11 protein-coding genes are annotated in these 22212 nt (G+C 57.9%); 10 read left to right on the top strand and 1 reads right to left on the bottom strand.

The genetic code is table 11. The features are described from left to right. Positions 1-41: 41 nt before the first annotated feature. On the bottom strand, positions 42-3788 hold the full coding sequence (gene mfd, locus QZ540_RS03685; protein ID WP_294627840.1) for a transcription-repair coupling factor: 3747 nt from the start codon (positions 3786-3788) through the stop codon (positions 42-44). Between the two features lie 555 nt (positions 3789-4343). On the opposite strand from mfd, the gene QZ540_RS03680 reads away from it, so the two are divergent. The 10 genes from QZ540_RS03680 to pssD all read left to right on the top strand — a co-directional run bounded on the left by QZ540_RS03680 (position 4344) and on the right by pssD (position 22155). After that, positions 4344-6710, top strand: a complete 2367-nt coding sequence (locus QZ540_RS03680; RefSeq protein ID WP_294627838.1) for a fibrinogen-like YCDxxxxGGGW domain-containing protein — start codon at positions 4344-4346, stop codon at positions 6708-6710. Positions 6711-7237: 527 nt separating this feature from the next. After that, entirely contained in the window at positions 7238-9706 is a 2469-nt protein-coding gene (locus tag QZ540_RS03675; RefSeq protein WP_294627836.1) for a fibrinogen-like YCDxxxxGGGW domain-containing protein, read from the top strand. A 346-nt stretch (positions 9707-10052) separates the two neighbouring features. Beyond that, complete coding sequence (locus QZ540_RS03670) at positions 10053-10913, top strand: hypothetical protein (RefSeq protein WP_294627834.1); 861 nt, start codon at positions 10053-10055, stop codon at positions 10911-10913. A 120-nt stretch (positions 10914-11033) separates the two neighbouring features. Further along, positions 11034-14549 carry a fibrinogen-like YCDxxxxGGGW domain-containing protein gene (locus tag QZ540_RS03665; RefSeq protein ID WP_294627832.1) on the top strand — a complete coding sequence of 1172 codons (3516 nt, stop codon included), beginning with the start codon at positions 11034-11036 and terminating at the stop codon, positions 14547-14549. Between the two features lie 478 nt (positions 14550-15027). Next, positions 15028-15816: a CDP-alcohol phosphatidyltransferase family protein gene (locus QZ540_RS03660; RefSeq protein ID WP_294627830.1), complete on the top strand. Its 789-nt coding sequence runs from the start codon at positions 15028-15030 to the stop codon at positions 15814-15816. Between the two features lie 11 nt (positions 15817-15827). Beyond that, entirely contained in the window at positions 15828-16778 is a 951-nt protein-coding gene (locus QZ540_RS03655; protein ID WP_294627828.1) for a glycosyltransferase, read from the top strand. 17 nt (positions 16779-16795) lie between these two features. Further along, positions 16796-18151: an O-antigen ligase gene (locus QZ540_RS03650; RefSeq protein ID WP_294627826.1), complete on the top strand. Its 1356-nt coding sequence runs from the start codon at positions 16796-16798 to the stop codon at positions 18149-18151. Next, positions 18148-20154, top strand: a complete 2007-nt coding sequence (locus QZ540_RS03645; protein ID WP_294627823.1) for a lipopolysaccharide biosynthesis protein — start codon at positions 18148-18150, stop codon at positions 20152-20154. Before QZ540_RS03650 ends, QZ540_RS03645 begins: the two co-directional genes overlap by 4 nt. A gap of 67 nt (positions 20155-20221) precedes the next feature. After that, a complete protein-coding gene (locus tag QZ540_RS03640) occupies positions 20222-21454 on the top strand; it encodes a Wzz/FepE/Etk N-terminal domain-containing protein (protein WP_294627821.1) in 1233 nt (410 codons plus the stop codon). Between the two features lie 218 nt (positions 21455-21672). After that, the gene (gene pssD, locus QZ540_RS03635; protein WP_049327955.1) at positions 21673-22155 is read left to right on the top strand and encodes a PssD/Cps14F family polysaccharide biosynthesis glycosyltransferase; all 483 of its coding nucleotides are present in this window, start codon (positions 21673-21675) and stop codon (positions 22153-22155) included. The last annotated feature ends 57 nt before the right edge of the window (positions 22156-22212 follow it).

Below are 22212 nucleotides of genomic sequence, written 5' to 3'. Positions count from 1 at the left end.
GCAGCCCGGTATGACCGAGCGCTCCCCTATTCTTCTAGTCTCTAGTCCTCGAGTGCCTGCGGTTTCTCGGCATAAATCGAGTTAATGAACTTCTCAGCCCACTGCAGCATCGCGCCATCCACCAGATCCTTACCGCCCACCGGCATGGTCTTCGGGCGCGGAACCAGCGTCAGCCAGGTATCCATACCCTTCGGCTGAGCGTGCGTGGAGCCCGGGTACACGCGCTTCAGGCGCATCTGACGGGACTCCGGCAGCGGCGCACCGGTCACCACGCGAACCTTCGGGCCCAGAACCACCAGCTCATGAATACCGGCAGCACGGGCGTGCATACGCACCGTCGCCACGGCAAGCAGGTTCTCTACCGCCTCCGGCAGCTCGCCGTAACGGTCGACCAGTTCCTCGCGTGCCTCTGCAATCTTCTCTTCGGTATCGGCGGCGGCAATCTGACGGTATGCCTGCAGGCGCAGACGCTCCGAGTCGATATAGGTGTGCGGAATGTGCGCGTTGACGGGCAGGTCAATCTTCGTTTCGACCTCGCGCTCTTCCTTCTCGCCGCGGTAGTTCGCCACGGCCTCACCCACCAGGCGCAGGTACAGGTCAAAACCAACACCAGCAATATGACCGGACTGTTCGCCGCCGAGCAGGTTACCCGCGCCGCGAATCTCCAGGTCCTTCATGGCAAGCTGGAGACCCGCGCCCAGCTCATTGTGGGTAGCCACAGCTTTCAGACGCTCGTGCGCAATCTCGCCGAGGGTCTTATCCACCGGGTACAGGAAGTACGCGTAGGCGCGCTCGCGGCCACGACCCACGCGTCCGCGCAGCTGGTGCAGCTGGCTCAGACCGTAGTTCTGGGCATGGTCCACAATGAGCGTGTTCGCGTTCGAAATATCCAGGCCGGTCTCCACGATGGTGGTGCACACCAGCACGTCAAAGCGGCGCTCCCAGAAGTCCACAATAATCTGCTCCAGGCGCGACTCACTCATGCGGCCGTGCGCGGTGGCGATGCGCGCCTCCGGCACGAGCTTGCCGATTTCTGCGGCAACATCGTCAATGTCAGCCACGCGGTTGTGCACGAAGAACACCTGTCCTTCACGCATGAGCTCTCGGCGAATCGCGGCCGTAATCTGGCTGTCGGTGCGCGGGCCAACGAAGGTCAGCACGGGGTGGCGCTCCTCGGGGGCGGTCGCCAGGGTGGAGGTCTCGCGGATGCCGGTCAGCGACATCTCCAGGGTGCGCGGAATCGGGGTCGCGCTCATGGCGAGCACGTCCACATTCGTGCGCATCTGCTTGAGCTTTTCCTTATGCTCCACACCAAAGCGCTGTTCCTCGTCAATGATGACCAGGCCCAGGTCCTTGAATACCACACTGTCCGAGAGGATGCGGTGCGTACCAATCACCACGTCCACCGCGCCGGAGGCGATTTCTTCGGTAATCTGTCGGGTTTCCTTCGCCTTCTGGAAGCGGGAGAGCACACGAATCTTCACGGGGAAGCCCGAGAAACGCTCGCTGAACGTCTCGTAGTGCTGCTGAGCGAGCAGGGTCGTAGGCACGAGCACCGCGACCTGCTTGCCGTCCTGTACCGCCTTGAACGCGGCACGCACGGCGACTTCGGTTTTACCGAAGCCCACGTCGCCGGAGATGAGGCGGTCCATGGGAATTTCCTTCTCCATGTCTTCCTTCACCTCGTGGATGGCGGTGAGCTGGTCGGGGGTCTCGTTGTAGGGGAAGGACTCTTCCAGCTCACGCTGCCAGGGGGTGTCGGGGGCGAAAGCGTGACCGCGCGATGCCTGACGTGCCGAGTAGAGTTTCACCAGGTCCGCGGCGATTTCCTTGACAGCCTTGCGAGCGCGGGACTTGGTCTTCGCCCAGTCACTGCCACCCATCTTGGAGAGGCTCGGGTTCTCGCCGCCCACATAGTTGGAGATGAGGTCCAGCTGGTCGGAGGGCACGAAGAGTCGGTCGGGTGCGCCACCGCGCTTGGCGGGGGCGTACTCGATGACCAGGTATTCCTTCATGGGTTGCACGCCGTTGACCGGGGAGGCACCCGCCACCGGGCGGGAGGTCATCTCGACAAAGCGACCGATGCCGTGGCGTTCGTGCACCACGTAGTCGCCGGGGTTCAGTGCGAGCGGGTCGACTGCGTTACGGCGACGACGGGTCTTGAATTTCTGCCCGGCGGCGCCTCGGGGTGCGTAGGTGCCGCGGCGTCCGAGCAGTTCGGCTTCGGTGAAGACGGCGAGCTTCGCCTCCTCAATCAGGAAGCCTGCGGAGGCGGGCGCCTCGCACACCTCAACGATGCCGTGCTCGAGGTCGCCTGCGGGGTCGGCTTCGAGGCTGGTGCGGCGGGCTGCGGGTACGGCGAGCGCCCCTTCCCCGGAGTGGAAGAGGTCGATAAGTCGGTCGGTGGAGCCGCGGCCGTTGGTGAGGGCAAGGACGGTCCACTGTTTCTGGATGAGATCGCCAACCTGGCTGAGCATGCGTTCGACGGAGCCGTTGAATGCGGTTGCGGGGACGGCATTGACGGTGTAGGTGTCGATGCCGTCTTCGATGGCGTCGGCGATGCTCTGGCTCTGGATTGCTCCGGCGGCGTCTTCGAGCAGGTCTGCGTCGGTGACGAGTTCGGTGATTTCCCACCAGCTGAGCTTGGCTTCGAGTGCCTGTGCGGTGGTTTGGTCAATAGTTCGGAATCCGCTGTCGCTCATGCGCAGCTGGCCCAGGTCGATGGGTGCTACAGCATCGGCTTCTGCGGAGGTGTCCCAGGCGGCGGCGAGGAATTCCTCGTTGGTGGCGACGAGGTCTTCGGCGCGGGCGCGCACGCGTTCGGGTTCGACATTGATGATCATGGACCCTGCCGGCAGCAGCGCGGTGAGGGTGGTCATGGATTCGATGAGTAGCGGGGTGAGCGATTCCATGCCTTCGACGTAGATTCCGCCCGCAATCTTCTCAAGCATGGATGCGGCTGCCGGGTAGTCTGCCTTCAGGCGTGCGGCTCGGCTCATCACCTCGGGGGTGATAAGCAGTTCGCGGCAGGGCAGCAGCGTGAGTTCGGTGAGTTCCTCTCCCCCGCTGAGGGTGCGCTGGTCGGCGACGGAGAAGTGGCGCATTTCGTCGAGTTCGTCGCCGAAGAATTCGAGGCGTACGGGGGTGTTTGCGGTGGGCGGGAAAACGTCGATAATGCCGCCGCGCACCGCGTACTCGCCGCGCTTGGCGACGAGGTCTACGCGGGAGTAGGCGGCGTCGTTAAGTCCTCGTACTACGTCTTTGAAGGGGTATTCTTCGCCGCGGACCAGGTGTACGGGTTCGAGTTTTTCGATGCCGGTGACGATGGGCTGGATGACGGCGCGCACGGGTGCGATGACGACCTGCGGGCGTTTGGATGTTTCCCCAGTGATGGCGCGTAGTACCTGCAGGCGGCGGCCGACGGTGTCGGAGCGCGGTGAGAGGCGTTCGTGCGGCAGGGTTTCCCATGCGGGGAAGAGCGCGATGTCGGCGGCGGGCAGGTAGGAGCGCAGCGCTGCGGCGAGGTCTTCTGCCTGGCGGTCGGTGGGGGCGATGATGAGGCTGAGCGCTTCACCGGTGGCGCCGCGTACTGCGGTGGAGATGTCTGCGATGAGTGCGGCATGGGTTCCGGCGACGGCGCCGATGAGGGTGCGTGCACTGCGTTCGCTGGGCTGTGCGGAGGCTGCGGTGCGGATTGCCGCCCAACTGCTGAGTTGGTTGAGGGTGTTCAGGAGGGGCTGCAGGGGTGCCTCGAGGGGCTGTGCGGTAGCTTTTCGGGTGGTGCTCACGGGTTCTCCTGAATCTGGGGTCTTCGCTTGCGGCGGTTGAGCTGGTGGAGGGCTTCTATGGATGGTCGGTATTGGGCGGTGCCGGTTGGGGTGTCCGAGTGAATTTGCCTTTATCTCACGGTGCTTTTTGTGCGTTTTGGGGTGTTTTTTGCGGCTTTTCCATTGTAGGACTTGTCTGCTTTTTCTGGCATTTTTCTCTTGTACTCTTCTGTGACGGAATATATTCCTTTTTGCACTCGATTGTCGCTTTCGTGGGTGATATTTGAGTATGGTTTTCTTCCGTGTCTGTTCCTGTGCCACAACGTTCATCGCATGGGGCGCAAATCACACACTCACGGGCATCTTTGCACTTTGTGCACCATTATTTTCACAGCTTAATCCTGTACCCTAATCATTAACGCTTACAGAAAAACCAGACAGTATATCCCCTTCCGGATTCTGTTTACCTCTTCCAACCAACCTCAGGTTTTCAGTATTTACTGCGGTTTTTCTAGTGCGCTAAATTCACCGTATCTTTCGATGTTTCTTCCGGAACGTCGCATCAGAAAGACGCATATGACAACCACATACACGAACAAACCCGCTGAAAAGCGCCATGCCCATTCATGGTCTGCTAAGAAGTGGGGTGCTTTCGCACTCGCTTTTGGTACTGCTTTTACTGCGGCACCTCTTACTCCTACTACTCCCGCCTCGGCTGCGACCGGAACCCATGACGGTTCCAGCAGCGATAAGGCGGCTGCTTCCTGTTACGAGGTCAAGCAGGTTAATCCTTCCGCCTCCTCTGGCACTTACTGGCTGTACACCCCGCAGATGAGCGGTCCGGCGCAGTTCTACTGCGATCAGGAAACTGATGGCGGCGGCTGGGTCATGATTGGTCGCGGTCGTGAGGGTTGGACCGAGTCTTACAACGGCACCGGCGACCCGAACCAGCTGCATCAGAACCCCACGGGCCCTTCTGCTTTTACCCCGGTCCAGCTTCCCGCAAACACTGTCGATGCGCTGCTGAACGGTATTAAGCCTCAGGACCTTCCCGACGGCATGCGCCTGCACCGTGCCCACAATGCAAGGGGCACCCAGTGGCAGAACGTTTATGTTCAGCGTCCTCAGACTGAGCAGTGGACCTGGGCAATGAGCTACGGTCAGCGCTGGGGCACCGTGAAGTTCACCGGTGCCGGTATTAACCGCACCGCTCATATGGGTCGTCATGCTTCGGAGATGGCTCCGGGTATTACCACCAGTTCTGTTCGTTTCTTCGCGAACCCGAACCAGGGCTACCAGATTGGTTTTGCGTACGGTGCGCTGGTGAACTTCGGTAATGAGAATCCGGATTCATACATTTACCAGAAGCGTGGTTCCGCTGGTTACTCCATCCCCTTCACTCAGGTGTTCCTGCGTCCGAAGCTGACTCAGCGTGACCTGAACTTCTCGCAGATTGGTTCTGGCTCCGCGGCTAGTAACCGCCGCGCCCTGCCGAATAGCTACACGATGCCCGTTCGCTGGCGCACCAGTGAGCAGACTGGCACCGGCAAGAAGAACGAGATGAACACCTACGTTCAGGCTATTACTCAGGTGGGTGACACCGTCTTCACCGGTGGCGACTTCAAGTACGTTGAGTCTGCTGGCGGCGAGCGCGTGGACCAGTCGTACCTGGCTGGCTACAACGTGGATTCGGGCGAGCTGGTTCGTTCCTTCCGCCCGACCTTCAACGGCCAGATTAAGGCTCTTGAGGCGCTGCCGAATAACCGCCTGGCGGTCGGTGGCGAGTTCACCGAGGTCAACGGCGAGAAGGTTGATCACTTCGTCATTCTGGATGCGACCACCGGTCAGATTGACCGCACCTGGGATGTTCAGGTTCAGCGCCGTAACGGTGCTGCGGCTCAGGTGAAGACCCTGCTGGTTCAGGATGGTTACCTCTACATTGGCGGTAACTTCACCCACGTGAAGGGCAACACTTCTAAGGCGTACGCTTACTCTCGTGGTGCCGCTCGTATTAATCTTTCGAACGGTGCGGTGGATTGGAACTGGCGCCCGAACTTCAACGGTACGGTCAACGGCATTACCGCCGCGTCCGATAACTCGACTGTTCACGCTGCGGGTTACTTCACTGAGCTGAATAACCAGCGTGCGTTCCGCTTGGCTGCGCTGAATGGCTCTAACGCTTCGAACATTAAGTGGGAGTGGGAGCCGTCGCTGAAGCTGAACATTACTGACCGCATTGTGTACGCGTTCCAATTCGATGTTCAGGATGCCGGCTCGACCGTGTGGACTGCTGGTGCTGACCACCTGATTGCGAACTACTCGAAGAACGGTTACGGCCGTATCTCCACCGCAATTTCTAAGTACGGTGGCGACTGGCAGGATCTGCACCTGAGCGGTAACACCATTTACGGTGCGTGCCACTGCGGTGACGTTCTCTTTGAGGGTTCCACCGGCTACCACACCTATTGGAAGGAGTCGAAGGCGGTTCACCGTATGCGCCTGGTCGCAGCGTTCGATAAGGACAGCGGCGAGGTTGTTGGCGAGTTCAGCCCGGTTCTGAAGGGTGCTAGCGGCTACGGCGTCTGGGAGTCCTTCGTGGATTCTCGCGGCAACCTGTGGGTTGGTGGCGACATCAACCGTTCGCTGGGTGCTAATGGTGAGCAGCGCACTGTCGGTTTTGCTCGTTTTGCGCCTCGCGACGTCACTCCCCCGTCGACTCCGTCGAACCTGTCGGTTCAGCGTGATGGCTCGACCGATAAGCTGTCCTGGTCTGGCGTTCGCGAGGCGGGCACCCGTTACCAGGTGTTGCGTGATGACCGTGTGATTGCTACGGTCTCGGGTACCAGCTACGAGGTTGAGCACACCGATGGCGCTCGCTACTACGTGCGTTCCATCGATGCGTCTGAGAATTTCTCGGCTTCTACGGGAGCTGCTCAGGCTTAGGTCAGGTTGCTGATCTAGTTTCTTTGAGCCGCCGCCTGGTTCGGGCTCCGCAGGGTTTGCGGGGTCCGAATCAGGCGGTGGTGCACCCGGGGTGTATGCCCCCTATAGTTTTGGTTCGGTCCGTGTTGCCCAGTTTGCTATCTCTTCGCCCCTGTGGCGGCTATGATGGGTTGGGATTCATTGCGTCGGATGGGTTGCTTCCGTCCTTCCGATGATGGGCTGAATCTTTGTCTGTGGTGTTTCTTCGCTGTTGGTACGGCAGGGGAGGCTTCACAGATTTTTAGCGTTCCGCTTCGTACGGGTGCGTTGCCATTGTTGGCTTCGTGCCTGAGGTTGTGGGGCGTATTCATTCAATTTCCGATAACTACACTCACTGATTCCGGCAGCAGACTCGCTGTTAGTGCAGTTCATACCGCTTCTTCTTTCCCCGATGCATGGTCACTATGCTGTGCCTTGTGTTGGGTGGGTGTTGCTGTGTGAATTGCATTTTTCTGCTGTATACCGGTTGAGGTCTCTAGGAGAGACAAATGAATTTTCTTCCGTTCACGCGTGGAGGGCGTTCGCAGGGCGTTGCTTCCTCCGCTTCTGAGGGCTCTCGCGTAGCTTCTCGTTCTGCTTCGCGTGCTTTGGGCGCGGCGGCTGCTTCTTTTGCGATGGTTGCGGCTTCTTTGGGTCCGATTGCTTCGGGTGCGCAGGCTGCTGATGCGCGCTACTATGATGGTTCGTCGAGCGAGCGCGCTGCGGCGAGCTGCTGGGAGGCTAAGCAGAATAATCCGCGTGGCAAGAGCGGCGCGTACTGGTTGTACACCCCTGCAATGAGCGCTCCTGAGCAGTTCTATTGTGATCAGGAAACTGATGGCGGCGGCTGGGTTATGATTGGCCGCGGCCGTGAGAGCTGGACTGAGAACTACTACGGTCGTGGTAGCGCTGATCAGCTGCATAAGAACCCGACCGGTTTTGATGCTGTGCAGCTCTCCGGCGTGACCGTAAATGCGCTACTGAACGGTACCCGTCCGCAGGATCTGCCTGACGGCGTGCGTTTCCATCGCGCAATGAACGTTGAGGGTACTACCTGGCAGGATTTCACGGCTCGCCGTGATTCCAGTACCGAATGGACTTGGACTTTGCGTTCGAAGATGTTCTGGTCAAATATTTCGGTTAAGAACACCTGGCAGTACAGTAACCGTTATAACTACACGAACCGTGGTCAGGTGGCCGGTAGCATCTTCACCCACGAGTATGATGATTTCCGTTCTCTGCATTTCGAAGAGAAGGCGTCACAGGGCTACAAGTTGGGCTTTACTTACGGTCGCAACGCCCAGATTACTTGGTGGACCGAGACTTACCTGATGAACCGTCCTTCGGCGTATATTTACCGTCCGGCGGATGATTCGACCGCTCCTCTGGTGTTTACTCAGATGTTCTTGCGCCCGAAGGTGACTCAGAACGATTTGGCGGCTAAGGGTCTGCACGCCTATGGCCAGCAGGGTGCTCCGGCAAGTAACCGCCGCGCGTTGCCCAATAGCTACTCCGAGAAGTGGAAGTGGCGCACCAGCGCTGACACCGGTACCGGCAAGAAGGGTGAAATGAACACCCAGGTTGAGGCGATCACCGAGGTTGGTGGCGCTGTCTTTACCGGTGGCGATTTCGCGTATGTTGAGTCGGCAAGCGGCGAGAAGGTCGAGCAGGCTTTCCTGGCGGGCTACGAGGTGGGTACCGGCGAGCTGCGCCGTTCCTTCCGCCCGAAGATTAACGGTCAGGTGAAGTCCGTTGAGGCCCTGCCGAACGGCCTGCTTGCCGTGGGTGGCTCCTTCGACCGGGTGAATGGCGAGTACTACAACGGTTTCGTGCTTCTGGATCCTCAGACCGGCCAGGTGGCTAAGGACTGGGATATCCGCGTGGTCAGCCGCATCGCTTCTGTCCCGGTACAGATTAAGACCCTGCATGTGCGTGACGGCTACCTCTACATTGGTGGCTCCTTCACTCACCTGAAGGGTCAGACCTCCCCCACCTACGCGTACGCGAGGAACCTGGCTCGCATTAAGTTGAGCAATGGTGAGGTGGACTGGAACTGGCGTCCGGTCTTTAACGGTACGGTCAACGGCGTGAGCGCTTCTGAGGGCAACGCCGATGTGTACGTTGCTGGCTACTTCACTCAGCTGAATAATCAGGAGGCGTTCCGTCTCGCTCATATGCAGGGTAATAGCACGAATCCGCTGACGTGGAACCACCGCCCTTCATACACCCCCAAGGGCGCGAACCTGAATGACTTGAAGAATGAGCGCAGGATGTGGGGCTTCCAGTTCGATGTTCAGGATGCTGGCTCCTCCGTCTGGGTGGGTGGCACCGAGCATATGATTACCCGCTACGAGAAGAGCTCGATGCGCCGCACCGACAGCGCGATTACTCGCGAGGGTGGCGACTTCCAGGATCTGCATCTGAGCGGCAACACTATTTACGGTGCATGCCACTGCGGCGATTTCCTCTTCCAGGGCGCAGATACGGTCTATTCGGAGTGGGAGAACGCGACTAACGCTCAGACAATTCGTCTGGTAGCTGCCTTCGATAAGGACAGCGGCAAGATGCTGCCGGAGTTCGCCCCGATTATGAACGGCGCGTATGGCTACGGTGTGTGGGAGTCCTTCGTGGATTCGACCGGCACTCTGTGGGTTGGTGGCGATATCCGTAAGTCGCTGGGTGCTAATGGTGTGCAGCCGACTATTGGCTTCGCTCGTTATGCGCCTCGCGATGTGGCTCCTCCGGCTACTCCGAGCAACCTGAAGGTTACGACGAATGGTTCGAAGGATCAGCTGACCTGGTCCGGTATTTCCGAGCGTAAGGTGAGGTACCAGGTTCTGCGCGATGATCGTCCTATTGCAACGGTTACGGGTACGAGCTATTCGGTGGATCACCGCGATGGCGCCCGCTACTATGTGCGTGCGGTAGATACTGCGGATAACTATTCGGCAAGCACCGAGGCTGTCCAGGCGGCATAATCCCTCATCGGGGCGATATACCACTATATGACAAAGAATTTTAGTGATGTTCACCCTATTGTCCCGGGTTGGTTTTATAACCAACCCGGGACTTTTTTGCACATAGTGAATCCATTTCATTCATTTACATGAAGGTTTTTTCATTCAGAGATATATATTTACCTTCTAATCAAGCCAAAATAGAGCATTAGTTAGGGCTTATTCTCATCATTTATAAAAACGTTATTTTTGCGAATCTAAGTATTTTCCCAGCTTTGCGTGTTAGCCTTTAGGTGCTTTGCCATCGCGCAAGGTATTATCTTCCGGAATATAGTCAATCTCACTCCAACCACTAAAGAGGCTTCCTATGTCAGCATTCTTCAAGCAGCCCTCCCGGTCCCGCGTTCTGGGCACTCTGGGCACCCTTGCAGTATCTGCTCTGGTTCTGAGCGCTTGCGCTACTGAAAACCCGAGCACCGACAGCTCCTCCTCCGCTTCTGCTTCCGCAAGCGTTTCCGCTTCTGCACACGCTTCGTCAAACCAGTCGTCGAGCACCTCTCCCCATGTCTCTGAACAGGGCACCGCTTCTGCATCCGCCGAGGCTTCGGGCGAGGCGTCCCCCAAGGCAGATGCTGAGGCTACTTCTTCTGACGGTCAGAAGCTTGAAGAGATTTACACCGGTTCGGAGGAAATGAAGAACGCTTCTTCCGTGCCCGTTGACACTGAAGAAGTGAAGAAGACTACCGAGCTGGTCAATTCTTTTGAGAACATTCTGACTAAGGTTAAGGCAGCTCCTTCCGCCGCTCCCTCCCCCGAACGCACCGCTGACCCGAGCAGCGATGAAGAAGCTGAGCAGCAGAACGTTGAGCAGGCTCGTGCCGTTCTCGATGATGAGACGATTCGCTCCATCGAGGCTGTGGCTGTTGATTCCGCTGCCGCTGAGTTTGCCGTGCAGGCTTCCGAATACGCACTGGCAGGCTGGCACTATGAAGGTTCTTCCACTGTTGTGGGCACTCCCCGTATGACTGCAACTCAGTACAAGGGTCAGCCCGCGCGCATGCTGGAAGTATGCATGGATTCTTCCTCTGTGAAGATCTATGACGAGAATAATCAGCCCGTAAAGGATGACAATTCTCCGAAGCGTTCACTCAATATTTACACCCTCGTTCAGGTCGATGGTCAGTGGAAGATTGCGACCCATGATTTCCCGAACAATCCTGATTGTTAGGGTCTAACTAAAGATGCCGGTTTCCAGCTATGATTCGCCGGAAACCGCGCATTATCGTCCATAGCGCATTAACGTTGATGCGCGTTCAATAACATTTCTTGGCATTCATTTGGAGATATTATGAAAGCCCACCTTGGCATGACGGGCTCAGGCTTTTCTCGTTCTGCTATTACCCGCTCAACTCTTTGCTTGAGCATTGCTACGGCTTTGGCTTTGCCCGTAGCTATCCCCGCTATTACGCCGAGTACCGCTGTCGAACAGACTGCGGAAAAAAGGGACTCTGCTTTCTACAATGGCACGACCTCCGAGCGTGCTGCCGCCAGCTGTTGGGAAGCCAAGCAGGCTAACCCCGAGGCAAAGAGCGGCGCCTACTGGTTGTACACTCCCGCGATGAGCCAGCCGACTCAGTTCTACTGCGATCAGGAGACTGATGGCGGCGGCTGGGTCAAGATTGGTGAGGGCCGTGACGGCTGGACCGAAAACTATGAGGGTCAGGGCGATACCTCCCAGCTCTACAGCGATGCCGCACCCGCATCGTCCGGTTTGACTCTCGAGCAGGGCAAGCCTCTGAGCTCCCTGCCCGCCGCGAAGACCCCGATTCAGCTTTCGGGCACCACTATTTCTCAACTACTCAACGGCACCCGCCCCGATCAGCTGTCCGATGGTTACCGTTTCCGTCGCGCTGTAAACACTTCTGGCACTAAGTGGCAGGAGGCGACGGTTGACCGCCGTCAGACCTCCGAGTGGACCTGGGCTCTGCGTTCGAACGCTGTCTGGTCTAATGCGATCGTCACGAACCCTGACGAGTTCTCTTCCTACAATGAAAATGGCCGCAGGGACTGGCCTGATGGCACGTGGGAAGACCACATTCTGCGTGGACAGAACAACGGCTTCAAGACTTTGATGTTTGATGAGTTGGCGTCCCAGGATTACCGTATGGGTTTCCGTTACGGTGCAAACTCTCCCATTTCGCAGGATGGCTCTGAGCCGGCAATCACCGATGCGCGGAACTCCTACATCTACGGTAAGGAAAGCAACGGTGAGGCCTCTTTCGGTTACACCCAGATGTTCCTGCGCCCGAAGCTGACCCAGAATGATTTGAACCTGGGCGCTATCCCGGATTCCGGTACCCCGGCGAGCGCTCGTCGTGCCCTGCCCAATAGCCGTTCGGCGGATTGGCGCTGGCGAACCAGCGCCAGGACCGCCTCCGGTAAAACCGGCGAAATGAACACCTACGTTGAGGCCATTACCGAGGTCGATCACGGTAACGGCACCTCCAGCGTGTTTATTGGTGGCGACTTCGAGTACCTTGAGTCCTCTACCGGTGAGCGTGTTGCGCAATCTAATATTGCTGCTTTTGACCCGGTGACCGGCGAGTTGCGCCGCGATTTTAAGCTGACTGTTGACGGTCAGGTGAAGGCTGTTGAGGCTCTGCCGAATAACCGTTTGGCTGTTGGCGGTAACTTCAAGCTTGTTAACGGTGAGAAGCATGAGAGCTTCGTCGTTGTTGACGCCACAACCGGTGAAGTTGCCCCTGAATGGGCCCAGGTTAAAGTCGAAGATCGCATTCGTACCGAGGTCATGACGGTGAAGACCATTCACCGTCAGGGTGACTACGTGTATATTGGCGGCACCTTTACCCACATTTATGAAAGTGAAAAGGCGGGTGAGGCGTATTCGCGCAATATTGCCCGTTTTAAGTTGGGCGAGCCTTCTAACGGTGTGCCCGGTATTGTGAGTATAGACCGTAACTGGCGCCAGGTGTTCAACGGTACTGTCAACGGTATTAGCGCCTCCGCTGATAACTCTCATGTTTACGTAGCCGGTTACTTCACCTGGCTCAACGGTGGCCTTGCCTACCGCGTGGCTGATATTACTCAGCATATGCAGAAGGGCAGCCCGTGGGCGTACCAGCAGTCTGAGATTCCTGCTGGCGCTAATGTCTCTGACCTGCGTAATGAAACCAAAATTTGGGGTTTCCAGTTCGACGTCCAGGATGCCGGTACCGGCGTCTGGGTGGGCGGTACTGAGCACCTCATCTCTCGTTACGATAAGGCGTCCTTGACCCCCACCTACACCGCGATTACCCGCGATGGTGGAGACTTCCAGGATCTGCACCTGCACGGTAACACCATCTACGGCGCCTGCCACTGCGGCGACTTCCTCTACCAGGATTCGCGTAACAAGCGGACCCCCGTGGGCGGTTCGAGCGTGATTCACTCGGTCAAGCTGGTTGCTGCTTTCGATAAGGACAGCGGTAAGATGCTGCCGGAGTTCTCCCCTGCTATTAAGGGTGACCACGGATTCGGTATCTGGGAGTCTTTCGTGGATTCGAAGGGCACCCTGTGGGTTGGCGGCGATATTCACCGTTCGCTGGGTGTTCACGGTACTCAGGATACCGTCGGTTTTGCGCGCTTTGAGGCCCGCGATGTGACTCCTCCGGCTACCCCGCAGAACCTGCAGGTTGAGCTGAAGGACGATAAGGACGTTCTGACCTGGGATGCTGTACAGGATACCGGTAGTGTCCGCTACCAGATTCTGCGTGATGACCGCGTCATTGCTAGCACTTCGGGTACGAAGTTCGAGATTGACCACACCGATAACGCACGTTACTTTGTGCGCGCTGTGGATAGCTCGGATAACTACTCTGCGTCCACTCCGGTCCAGGTAGCTCCGGTGCGACCGACTCCTACCCCCACGGAGACCGCGACCGCAACGCCTACCGCTGACCCGACTGCTACTGCAGACCCCACGGCAAGTGCTGACCCGACCGCGAGCGCTGACCCCAGTGCTTCGGCAAGCGCTACCCCGAGTGCAGAAGCGACTACTGAGGTACCGAAGGAAGAGAACCCGAAGCCTGCCGATCCGAAGGAAGAAACTCCTAAGGACGATCAGAAGGACGAGGCCGCTAAGGACCAGATTGTTCTGCCCTACGCGTCCGAGTGGAAGTACATGGTCTCCAGCAAGGCTCCCAACCGTAAGTACGGTTGGAAGTACAACTTCCACTTCAGCCTGGAAGATATCGCGCAGGAAGCATGGCAGACCGGCAAGACCCCGATTGGGGTCGGTACTGGTAACCTCAACACCTCCGTTAAGGTTCCGCTCGTGCGTTCCCGCCACAATATCTACGCCTACACCACCATCCAGCTCACTCGTGAGCAGGCCAGCCGTGATCTCGTGCTGACCACTTACGCGGATGACGCTATTGCGGTGGGTGTCAACGGTGAAGAGGTTGGTCGTTCCAACTTTGACACTCGTGGAAAGCTGTGGAATAGCGCGATTGCATCGAGCTCGATTGATACCGCTACGGCTCAGAAGACTCCGGTGACCTTCACCGTTCCGGCTTCTCAGCTGAAGGCTGGTGAGAACCTCATCGCTGTTGAGGTTCACCCGGGCATTAGCCGACGTAACGTTCGCCCGAATGTGAGCTTCGATTTGCAGGCTACCTCCAAGGCACCGGTTGCTGAGCAGCCCGCCGAGAAGGAAGGCGACAAGGAGGCGGATGCTCCCGCCGCACACGAGGCTGAGCAGCCCGTGGTCGACAACGCGAACAACGCGGCAGCCGGCCAGGGCGAGCGACGCATCGTCAATAACGGAGTCGGAACCCGCGTTCCGATGCAGTCTCGAAGGAACTAATACCTTCTAGATAATCTCAGCTAAATGGGGTTTGATTTTCTGAATGATTCAGGAAATCAAACCCCATTTGCGTATATTCCCCACTTTTCCGTGTTTTTTGCATCATTTATTCCCATTATTTGTGCTTCTGTCATGTGCCTCTCTGCACAATGTTCAGAAATGTTTTCTAAATCCACAATTCACGAGAACAAAGCGCCGATAACCCCCTCTAACAGCACACCAAGCCTACCCGAAGGATCCCGCAAATCTGCACCAAAGCGCATTGTCAGAGGGTTTTTACGACACAATTGTTGACCCTGACCACACGCCCCCTGTTGCACTTCATCTCGTTGTAAAATATCTATATAGTGGTGTACGTGAAAAAAGGGACCAACCACCTCTTTTTTCGCGTGCGAGACTTCCGGACTTTCTCGCAACCACCCCGAAAGGGAGTAATTCACTCTCCTTCACTCCTCTCACCGATTAAAAAGGAATGTGCATGTCCACCTCTGAGGCACCTCACGCCCCGAACTCCGCACCCGCATCGGGATTTTCTGCGAAGTTTTCTCACACCCTGCGCTCTCTTGAAGCAGCGCAGAAGCCCGGCATTGGCGTTCCCGCCTACACCCGCTGGGTCAACCGCCGAGTAGCACGCTACTTCGCCGCGGCAGCTGTCGCTCTGGGCATCACCCCCAACGGCGTCACCGCGATTTCCGCTGCATGTTCCGCTGCAGGCCTCATCGTTCTGATTACCTGCCCTCCCAGCATTGGTGTGGGCATCTGCGTTGCACTGCTTTTCGCTCTCGGTTACGGCCTGGACTCCGCTGACGGCCAGGTTGCTCGCGTGACCGGTGCGTCCTCCCCCGCCGGTGAGTGGCTCGACCATGTGGTCGACTCCATCCGTGTGCCCTCCGTGCACATGGCAACTCTGCTCTCCTTCCTGCTGTACCCGGCGCACTACTCCTTCACCGGTTCCAGCGCATTCAACGGCTGGATTATTGCCATGCCGATGATTTTCACCGCGCTGACCGCAGGTCACTTCATGAGCCAGATTCTGGCTGAGCAGCTGCGCAACAACCGCAAGACCGCGGCTCCTCCGACCGGTGGCCCCCTGCGTTCCTTCATCAACCTGCACATGGACGCTGGCACCCTCTGCTGGATTTACATTTTCGTTGGTTTCGGCCCCGTATTCGTCATCGTCTACGCACTGCTTCTGCTGGCTAACGCCGCAACTGTTCTGCTGTCCATGCGTCGCAAGTACGTTAGCCTCGCGACCCCCGCTGAGTAAGGAGAAACCCAATGATGCACTTCACCTCTCGCACCCCTGCTGTTTCCGCCGTGATTGCAACCAACGGCAAGCGCCCCGAGCTGCTGCGCGTGGCGGTACGCTCCATCCTTGAGCAGAGCTACCGTGGCTTCGTTGAGGTTGTTGTCGTCTTTGACCGTGTTGAGCCCGACCATCTCGAAGATATTGAGGTCGGTGAGAACCGTGCTCTGAAGATTGTCTCCAATACCCGCTCCGGCGGTCTGGCTGGCGGCCGCAACAGCGGCATTATCGCCTCCAGCGGTGAGATGATTGGCTTCTGCGATGACGACGACTACTGGATGCCGTCCAAGCTCACCCAGCAGGTCGCTCTCTGGCGCGAAAACCCCGAAGCAGCCGCTATCTCTTCGGGTATTACCGTCCGCTCCGGCGGTCAGGACATCGTACGCCTGGCACCCGAGCGTGCGACCTTCGCGGACTTCCTGCGTTCGCGCATCACCGAGATTCACCCTTCCGCTATGCTGTACTCTCGCGAGGATTTGCTCGGCGTTGACGGTAAGCCCGCCCGCATCGGCCTTGTCGATGAGGAGCTGCCCACCGCCTACGGTGAAGACTACGACCTGTTGCTGCGTGCAACCCGCCACGGCGATGTACTGAGCGTGCCCGAGCCGCTGATTCTGGTGCTCTGGGACCGCCCCTCTTTCTTCTCCGGCAAGTGGCAGTCCATGGTTGACGGTCTGAGCTACATTCTGCGTAAGTTCCCCGAATTTGAGCAGGACCCCAAAGGCCTGGCACGTATTGCCGGTCAGATCGCCTACGCTCAGGCGTCTCTGGGCAACAACAAGGAGGCGCGCGCTTACGCTCGTGCCGCTCTGCGCCGTGACCCCAAGCAGCTTCGTGCTTGGGCAGCATACGTTGTATCCACCGGCATTATTAAGCCCGCTACGCTTCTTGATCTCGTCCAGAAGACCGGTCGAGGTCTCTAACCAGGTATCGCACAGACATGGTTTCCTCTTCCGTTCTTTCTCATCCGGGTGCTTCGCCCGTGGCGCTAAAGGATTCCGCGGGGTCGGCTAGTACGCCACCCAGCGGTATTCTGCGTGCCCGCGCGCGCATCCGCCCGATGTCGACAGCGCAGAAGAAGCTCCCCGCCTGGCCCCTGCTGGCGTTGCTCTATGGCTTCCCGGCGCTGTGGGCTATGGGGTTGCTTCAGATTGCGCCGCTGGTACTGGCAGCGATCATGCTCTTTTACCTCATTATTCGAGGTAATGTGCGTGTGCCCGGTTCCCTGTGGGTGTGGGGTGCATTCTGCGTATGGGTTGTTGTTGCGGCGCTTGCTCTGACCCGTTCCACCGACATGATCGGTTGGGGTCTGCGTTTTGTGAACATTCTCAGTGCGGGTATTTACGCCCTGTACTACTACAACGCGCGTTCCTCCATTAGCCTCAACAGGTTGTTGGGCGGTCTGGCGACTCTGTGGGTGACTCTCATTGTTCTGGGTTACGGCGGCGTTCTCTTCCCCGAGTTCCGTCTGCGTACCCCGATGAGCTTCATCATGCCTTCTGGCTTTATGCAGAACCCGCTGGTGCGCGACTACATGCTTCCTCCGCTGGCGGAGGTTCAGCGTCCGTGGGGTGCTCCCGAGGCGTATATTCGCCCCTCCGCGCCGTTCCCTTACGCGAATAGTTGGGGTCTGGCGTACACTCTGCTCACCCCGGTGATGCTGGCGTGCCTGTTGCGTCTGCGTTCCATCTGGCTGCGTATCGCGCTGCTGGTCGGTATGGCTCTTTCTACTGTTCCTGCGATTGCAACCAGTAACCGCGGCATGTTTATTGGCCTGGGTATTAGCGCGGCGTACGTACTGCTGCGTCAGTTCCTGGCGGCTAATTGGCGTGCTGTAGGTATGGGTATTGCGGCGATTGCAGCTGTGGTTGTTGCACTCTTTGCTTCGGGCACCGTGGACAATATTCTGGGTCGTCAGGACTACTCGGACTCCACCGGTGGTCGTGCGGCGCTCTACCGTGCCACCTGGAAGGCGACTTTGGAGTCCCCGATTATCGGTTACGGCACTCCGCGTATGGAACCGAGCATTGGTGTGTCGATGGGTACCCAGGGTTACCTGTGGACTCTGATGTTCTGCTTCGGTTTCGTGGGCCTGGCCCTGTTCGCGCTCTTCATGGTGTGCACTGTGGCAAGCGGCGCGCGAGTGAAGACCGCCTCCGGGTACTGGCTGCATAGCGTGCCGGTCGCATGTTGCGTCGTCTTTATCTTCTACAGCTTCGATATTGCTCAGCTGACCATTCTGATGCTCGCATCGATGGCGTGCATTCGTTCCATTCGGGATGGTGAGGGGCTATGACGAAGAATCAGTCCCCTCGTGGTTTAGATACTTCTGCAGTTTCATCTTTCGAGGATGCGTATTCGACGGGTGGTCACCCTAGCCGCCGTGCGCGTCTGCGTGAGAGCGGCGAGTATGTGGAGCCGGTAGTGGAGCAGGCTGACCCGCAGGCAGAGTCTTCTGCCGATGAGTTTGCTCCCACGGTGGACGATATCCGTTCCGGTCGTTTTCCTGCGACCACGGCGCTGTCGATTGTGCCTCCGGCTCGAGGCTTTGCTTCCGAAGAGTTACTGCCCGATTCTTTGGAGGCGGGTTCTTCGGAGTCAGGTACTTCGACTGCTGGTTCCTCAGCGGCAAACGCTACCGCTGTAGTGGGTGCTCATCTGTCCGGTTCCCGGCGGGTTGCCTCGGCTACTGCTGAGTCTGTAGAAAAGGCGCAGGAAGAAAAGACTCCGAATGAGAAGGCTAAGCCTTCCGCGTCAGGTGCTCAGGCAGATAGCGCATCCGCGAAGAGCGTGCCGGTTAAGAAAGCTCCCGGAAAGGCTAAGCAGCCCAGCCTGGCAAAGAGCGGCTCTCTTGCTTCTCTGTGCGTGATGTACGGCGCGGGTATCGCGTTCGTGACCACGATGGTGGTGTCGAACGGTATTGGTGCTGAGGGTTCGGGCGAGTTTTTCCGTCTGATGGCGTTGTTCGCGATTGCGATTTCGCTGGTGACTTTCGGCGCGGATACGGGCTTGGTTCGTACGATGAGTGCTCAGCGTGCGCTGGGTCGTTACGGTGTGCTTCCGCAGCTGATCCGTTACGGTCTGATTCCTTCGCTGGTGACTTCGGTGCTTCTGGTGGCGGGTGTGTACATCTACACCGAGATTGTGCCGATGGCTCCCCAGTATCAGGCGGCGATGCGTGTCAGTTCGGCTTTCGTGCTGATAGCGGCGCTGATGACGGTGTTCTTCGGCGCTCTGCGTGGCCTGCATCGTGTGGTGACCTTTACGCTCCTGCAGAATGTTCTGCTTCCCACTCTGCGTTTTGCGGCGGTGGGTTTGGTTGTTCTGTTCTCGGGTCAGCTCATGGATTTGGTGTACGCCTGGACCATCCCGGTGGCGATTACTGCGGTGGTTGCCCTGTGGCTTTTGGAGCGGGCGTTCCCTTCCGAGGAGCATGTGGAGGTTCTTTCTTCTGAGGATTCTCCGCCTGAGACGTTCCGTTCGTTCTGGGGTTTCAGCTCTGCACGCGGTGTCGCTACCATTGTGGAAACCATCCTGGAGTGGATTGACGTGCTGGTGGTGACGGCGTTCTTGGGTGCCGCTGCCGGTGGTATCTATGGTGCTGTGAACCGTTGTGTTCGTGTGGGCACCATGATTGAGCACACCGGACGCGTGGTGACCGGACCGTCGATTAGTGCGGCGTTGGCTACCCGTCAGCTAGATCGTGCTCGAGAGATTTTCTTGTCGACCACTCGCGTGTTGACTGCTCTGTCGTGGCCGTTCTACCTCTCCCTGGCGTTCTTTGGTCCGGTGCTGTTGCATTTCTTCGGTAAGGGCTTTGAGGCTGGCGCCGGTATTCTCTGGGTGATTTGCCCGGCGGCGATGCTGTCGATGAGCGCCGGTGGCGTGCAGTCCGTTCTGCTGATGAGCGGTAAGAGCCGCTGGCAGCTGTTGAACAAACTCTCCTCGCTGGTGGTGGCTGTGACCTTGAACTTCACCTTGGTTCCGGTTTGGGGCTTGTACGGTGCGGTGACGGCGTGGGCGTCTGCTCTGCTGATTGACACCTTCCTGGCGAGCTACCAGGTATTCCGCCTCGTTGGTATTCGCGCTTCGGTTCGCGAGATGGCTCCGTCACTCTTCTTGGGTGCGGCTGTTCCGACGGTGTGCGCTCTGGCGTCTTTGGCTTTCTTGGGTCAGAGCGTGCTGGGCGTCATCGTGTACGTGGTGCTACTGGTGCCGGTGTACGGCGCGGTGCTGTACCGCTTCCGTAAGGCTCTCGGTATTGAGCGTTTCCTTTCCGCCCGCCGCGCGAAGTCTTAAGCCTTCAGCTTCCTCTACGTTTTTCTCCGATATTTAGTGTCCGTTTCTCTTCCTCTAGGATGTCCTCATGGATAACACCTCTCATACCTCCTCGGTTACCCTTGGCAACCAGGTACGTCGCATTTTCCGACACCGTCTGCTGATTCTGCTGTCGGTTGTGGTTTTCGCTGTGGCGGGTGCCGTCTACGGCTACATGACCAATAGCAAGTACACTTCTAAGGCTTCGCTGGTTGTTTACCCGCTGGTGGTTGATCCCGCCGGTACCGGTAGCGCTAACTCCGCGAAGGTGGATATTGCGACCGAGTCTCGCGTTGCATCCTCTCGCGAGGTTGCACAGAACGCGGCAAAGTCTCTGATTGCTAATGGCGATACCCTCTCTGAGGCTCAGCTGACCAGCCGCCTCATGAACTCCGTCAAGGTGACCGGCACCTCCCAGACTGCTGTTCTGGATGTTGAGGTGACCCGCCCCAACGGTACGGAGGCTGCACGTTACGCTAACGCTATGGCGAACGCATACCTGCAGGTTCGTTCCGAGTCGCTGAAGAGCAGTGTTGATTCTGCTCTGCGCCAGATTGATGAGCAGATTTCTGCCCTCGAGGGTGATAACAGCCGTGCGGGTCTGCTCTCTCAGTTGCAGGACCGTCGCGCTCAGATTCAGCTGACTTCCACTACCGGTGGTCGCGTGATGAGCGAGGCTCAGGTTCCTTCTTCTTCCTCAGCTCTTGGCCCGGTGAAGATGGGTATTGTTGGTGCTGTCGCCGGTCTGCTGATTGGTGCTGTGCTGGCGTACGGTCGTGACCGCACCATGCGTCACGTTGGTTACGCTGATCGTCTGGAAGATGCTGGTATCCCCGTTCACGAGCTGGGTTCCACCTCTGAGGCGAATGACGCGTTCATGCTGCTGCGCACCATTGGTGCTCCCGATGGCGACGTGAAGAGCGCTGGCGCTTCCGGCATTGTCATTCTGCCCGGTACTGACCGCGGTGTTGAGCACCTGTACCAGATGCTGCAGCGTGTTCTGCCCACCGAATACGCACGTTTCACCGATTACGCTTCGGTCCGTGACGCTCTCACCCGCCACACTCCCGAATCGCTGGTTGAGAAGAGCGAGACTCCTCTGGTGATTAGCCTGAGCACCGCTACTCCCCTGTCGACCCAGCTGCGTTTCGTTCAGGCTGGCGGCGTGGCTCTGGTTCCGGTGACTGCGGCTACTTCTCTGCAGCAGGTTCGTGAGCTCTTCGCTCAGCTGGATCAGCTTGAGGGCGTGAACGCTCTGGCAGTGTTCCTGGACCGCGAATAACTAGACCGGGAGTAACTGGACCGCGCGTAATCGGGGTTATTGATGGATGCCTCGCTTCTGTGCGGGTTCGTCCTTCGTCCTTGAGCGTAGGGTGCGGTGGCACCTGCTGAGGCGGATTTGTTGCGGCAGGTCTGCCGGTGCGGGTTCCGCCGGGCCCGAGGCTCTCCCTTATCTTCTCTTCTTATTTTTCTCTTGTATTGGGGCTTTAGGAGAACACTATGACTGAGGCTACTTCCTCTCAGGCACCGAAGAAGAAGTTGCTGCTGGTCTCCAGCAGTGGCGGACACTTGAAGCATCTGACGGCTACTTCTGCTGCGTGGCAGGATTATGACCGTGTGTGGGTTAGCTTTAAGCAGCCCGATGTTGAATCTTCTCTCGCTGATGAGAAGACCTATTGGGCGTATTACCCGACCACTCGAAATATTAAGAACGCTATTCGTAATTTGTTCTTGGCATTTCGTATTTTCCCGAAGGAACGCCCGGATGCGGTTGTTTCTGCGGGTGCGGGTGTTGCTGTTCCTTTCTTTGTTGCGGCTAAACTTTTTGGCGTAAAGACTCTTTATATTGAGTGTTTTGACCGCCCGACTCTGCCGACGATGACCGGTAAGATGCTCTACACCTTTGCTGATCGAATTATTGTTCAGAGCGAGGAACAGCAGGAGAATTTCCCTGATTCTCGTGTGATTCATCCCATTTTCTAAGAGTGATGAATTTATCCTGAAAATAGCGTCCCCGCGTGTGCTGGGGGCGTTATTTTC

It is taken from the genome of uncultured Rothia sp., assembly GCF_916049665.1.
Lineage (GTDB): Bacteria > Actinomycetota > Actinomycetes > Actinomycetales > Micrococcaceae > Rothia.
The sequence above is the reverse complement of the archived record's forward strand: the minus strand, read 5'-3'. Positions and strand labels throughout refer to the sequence as shown.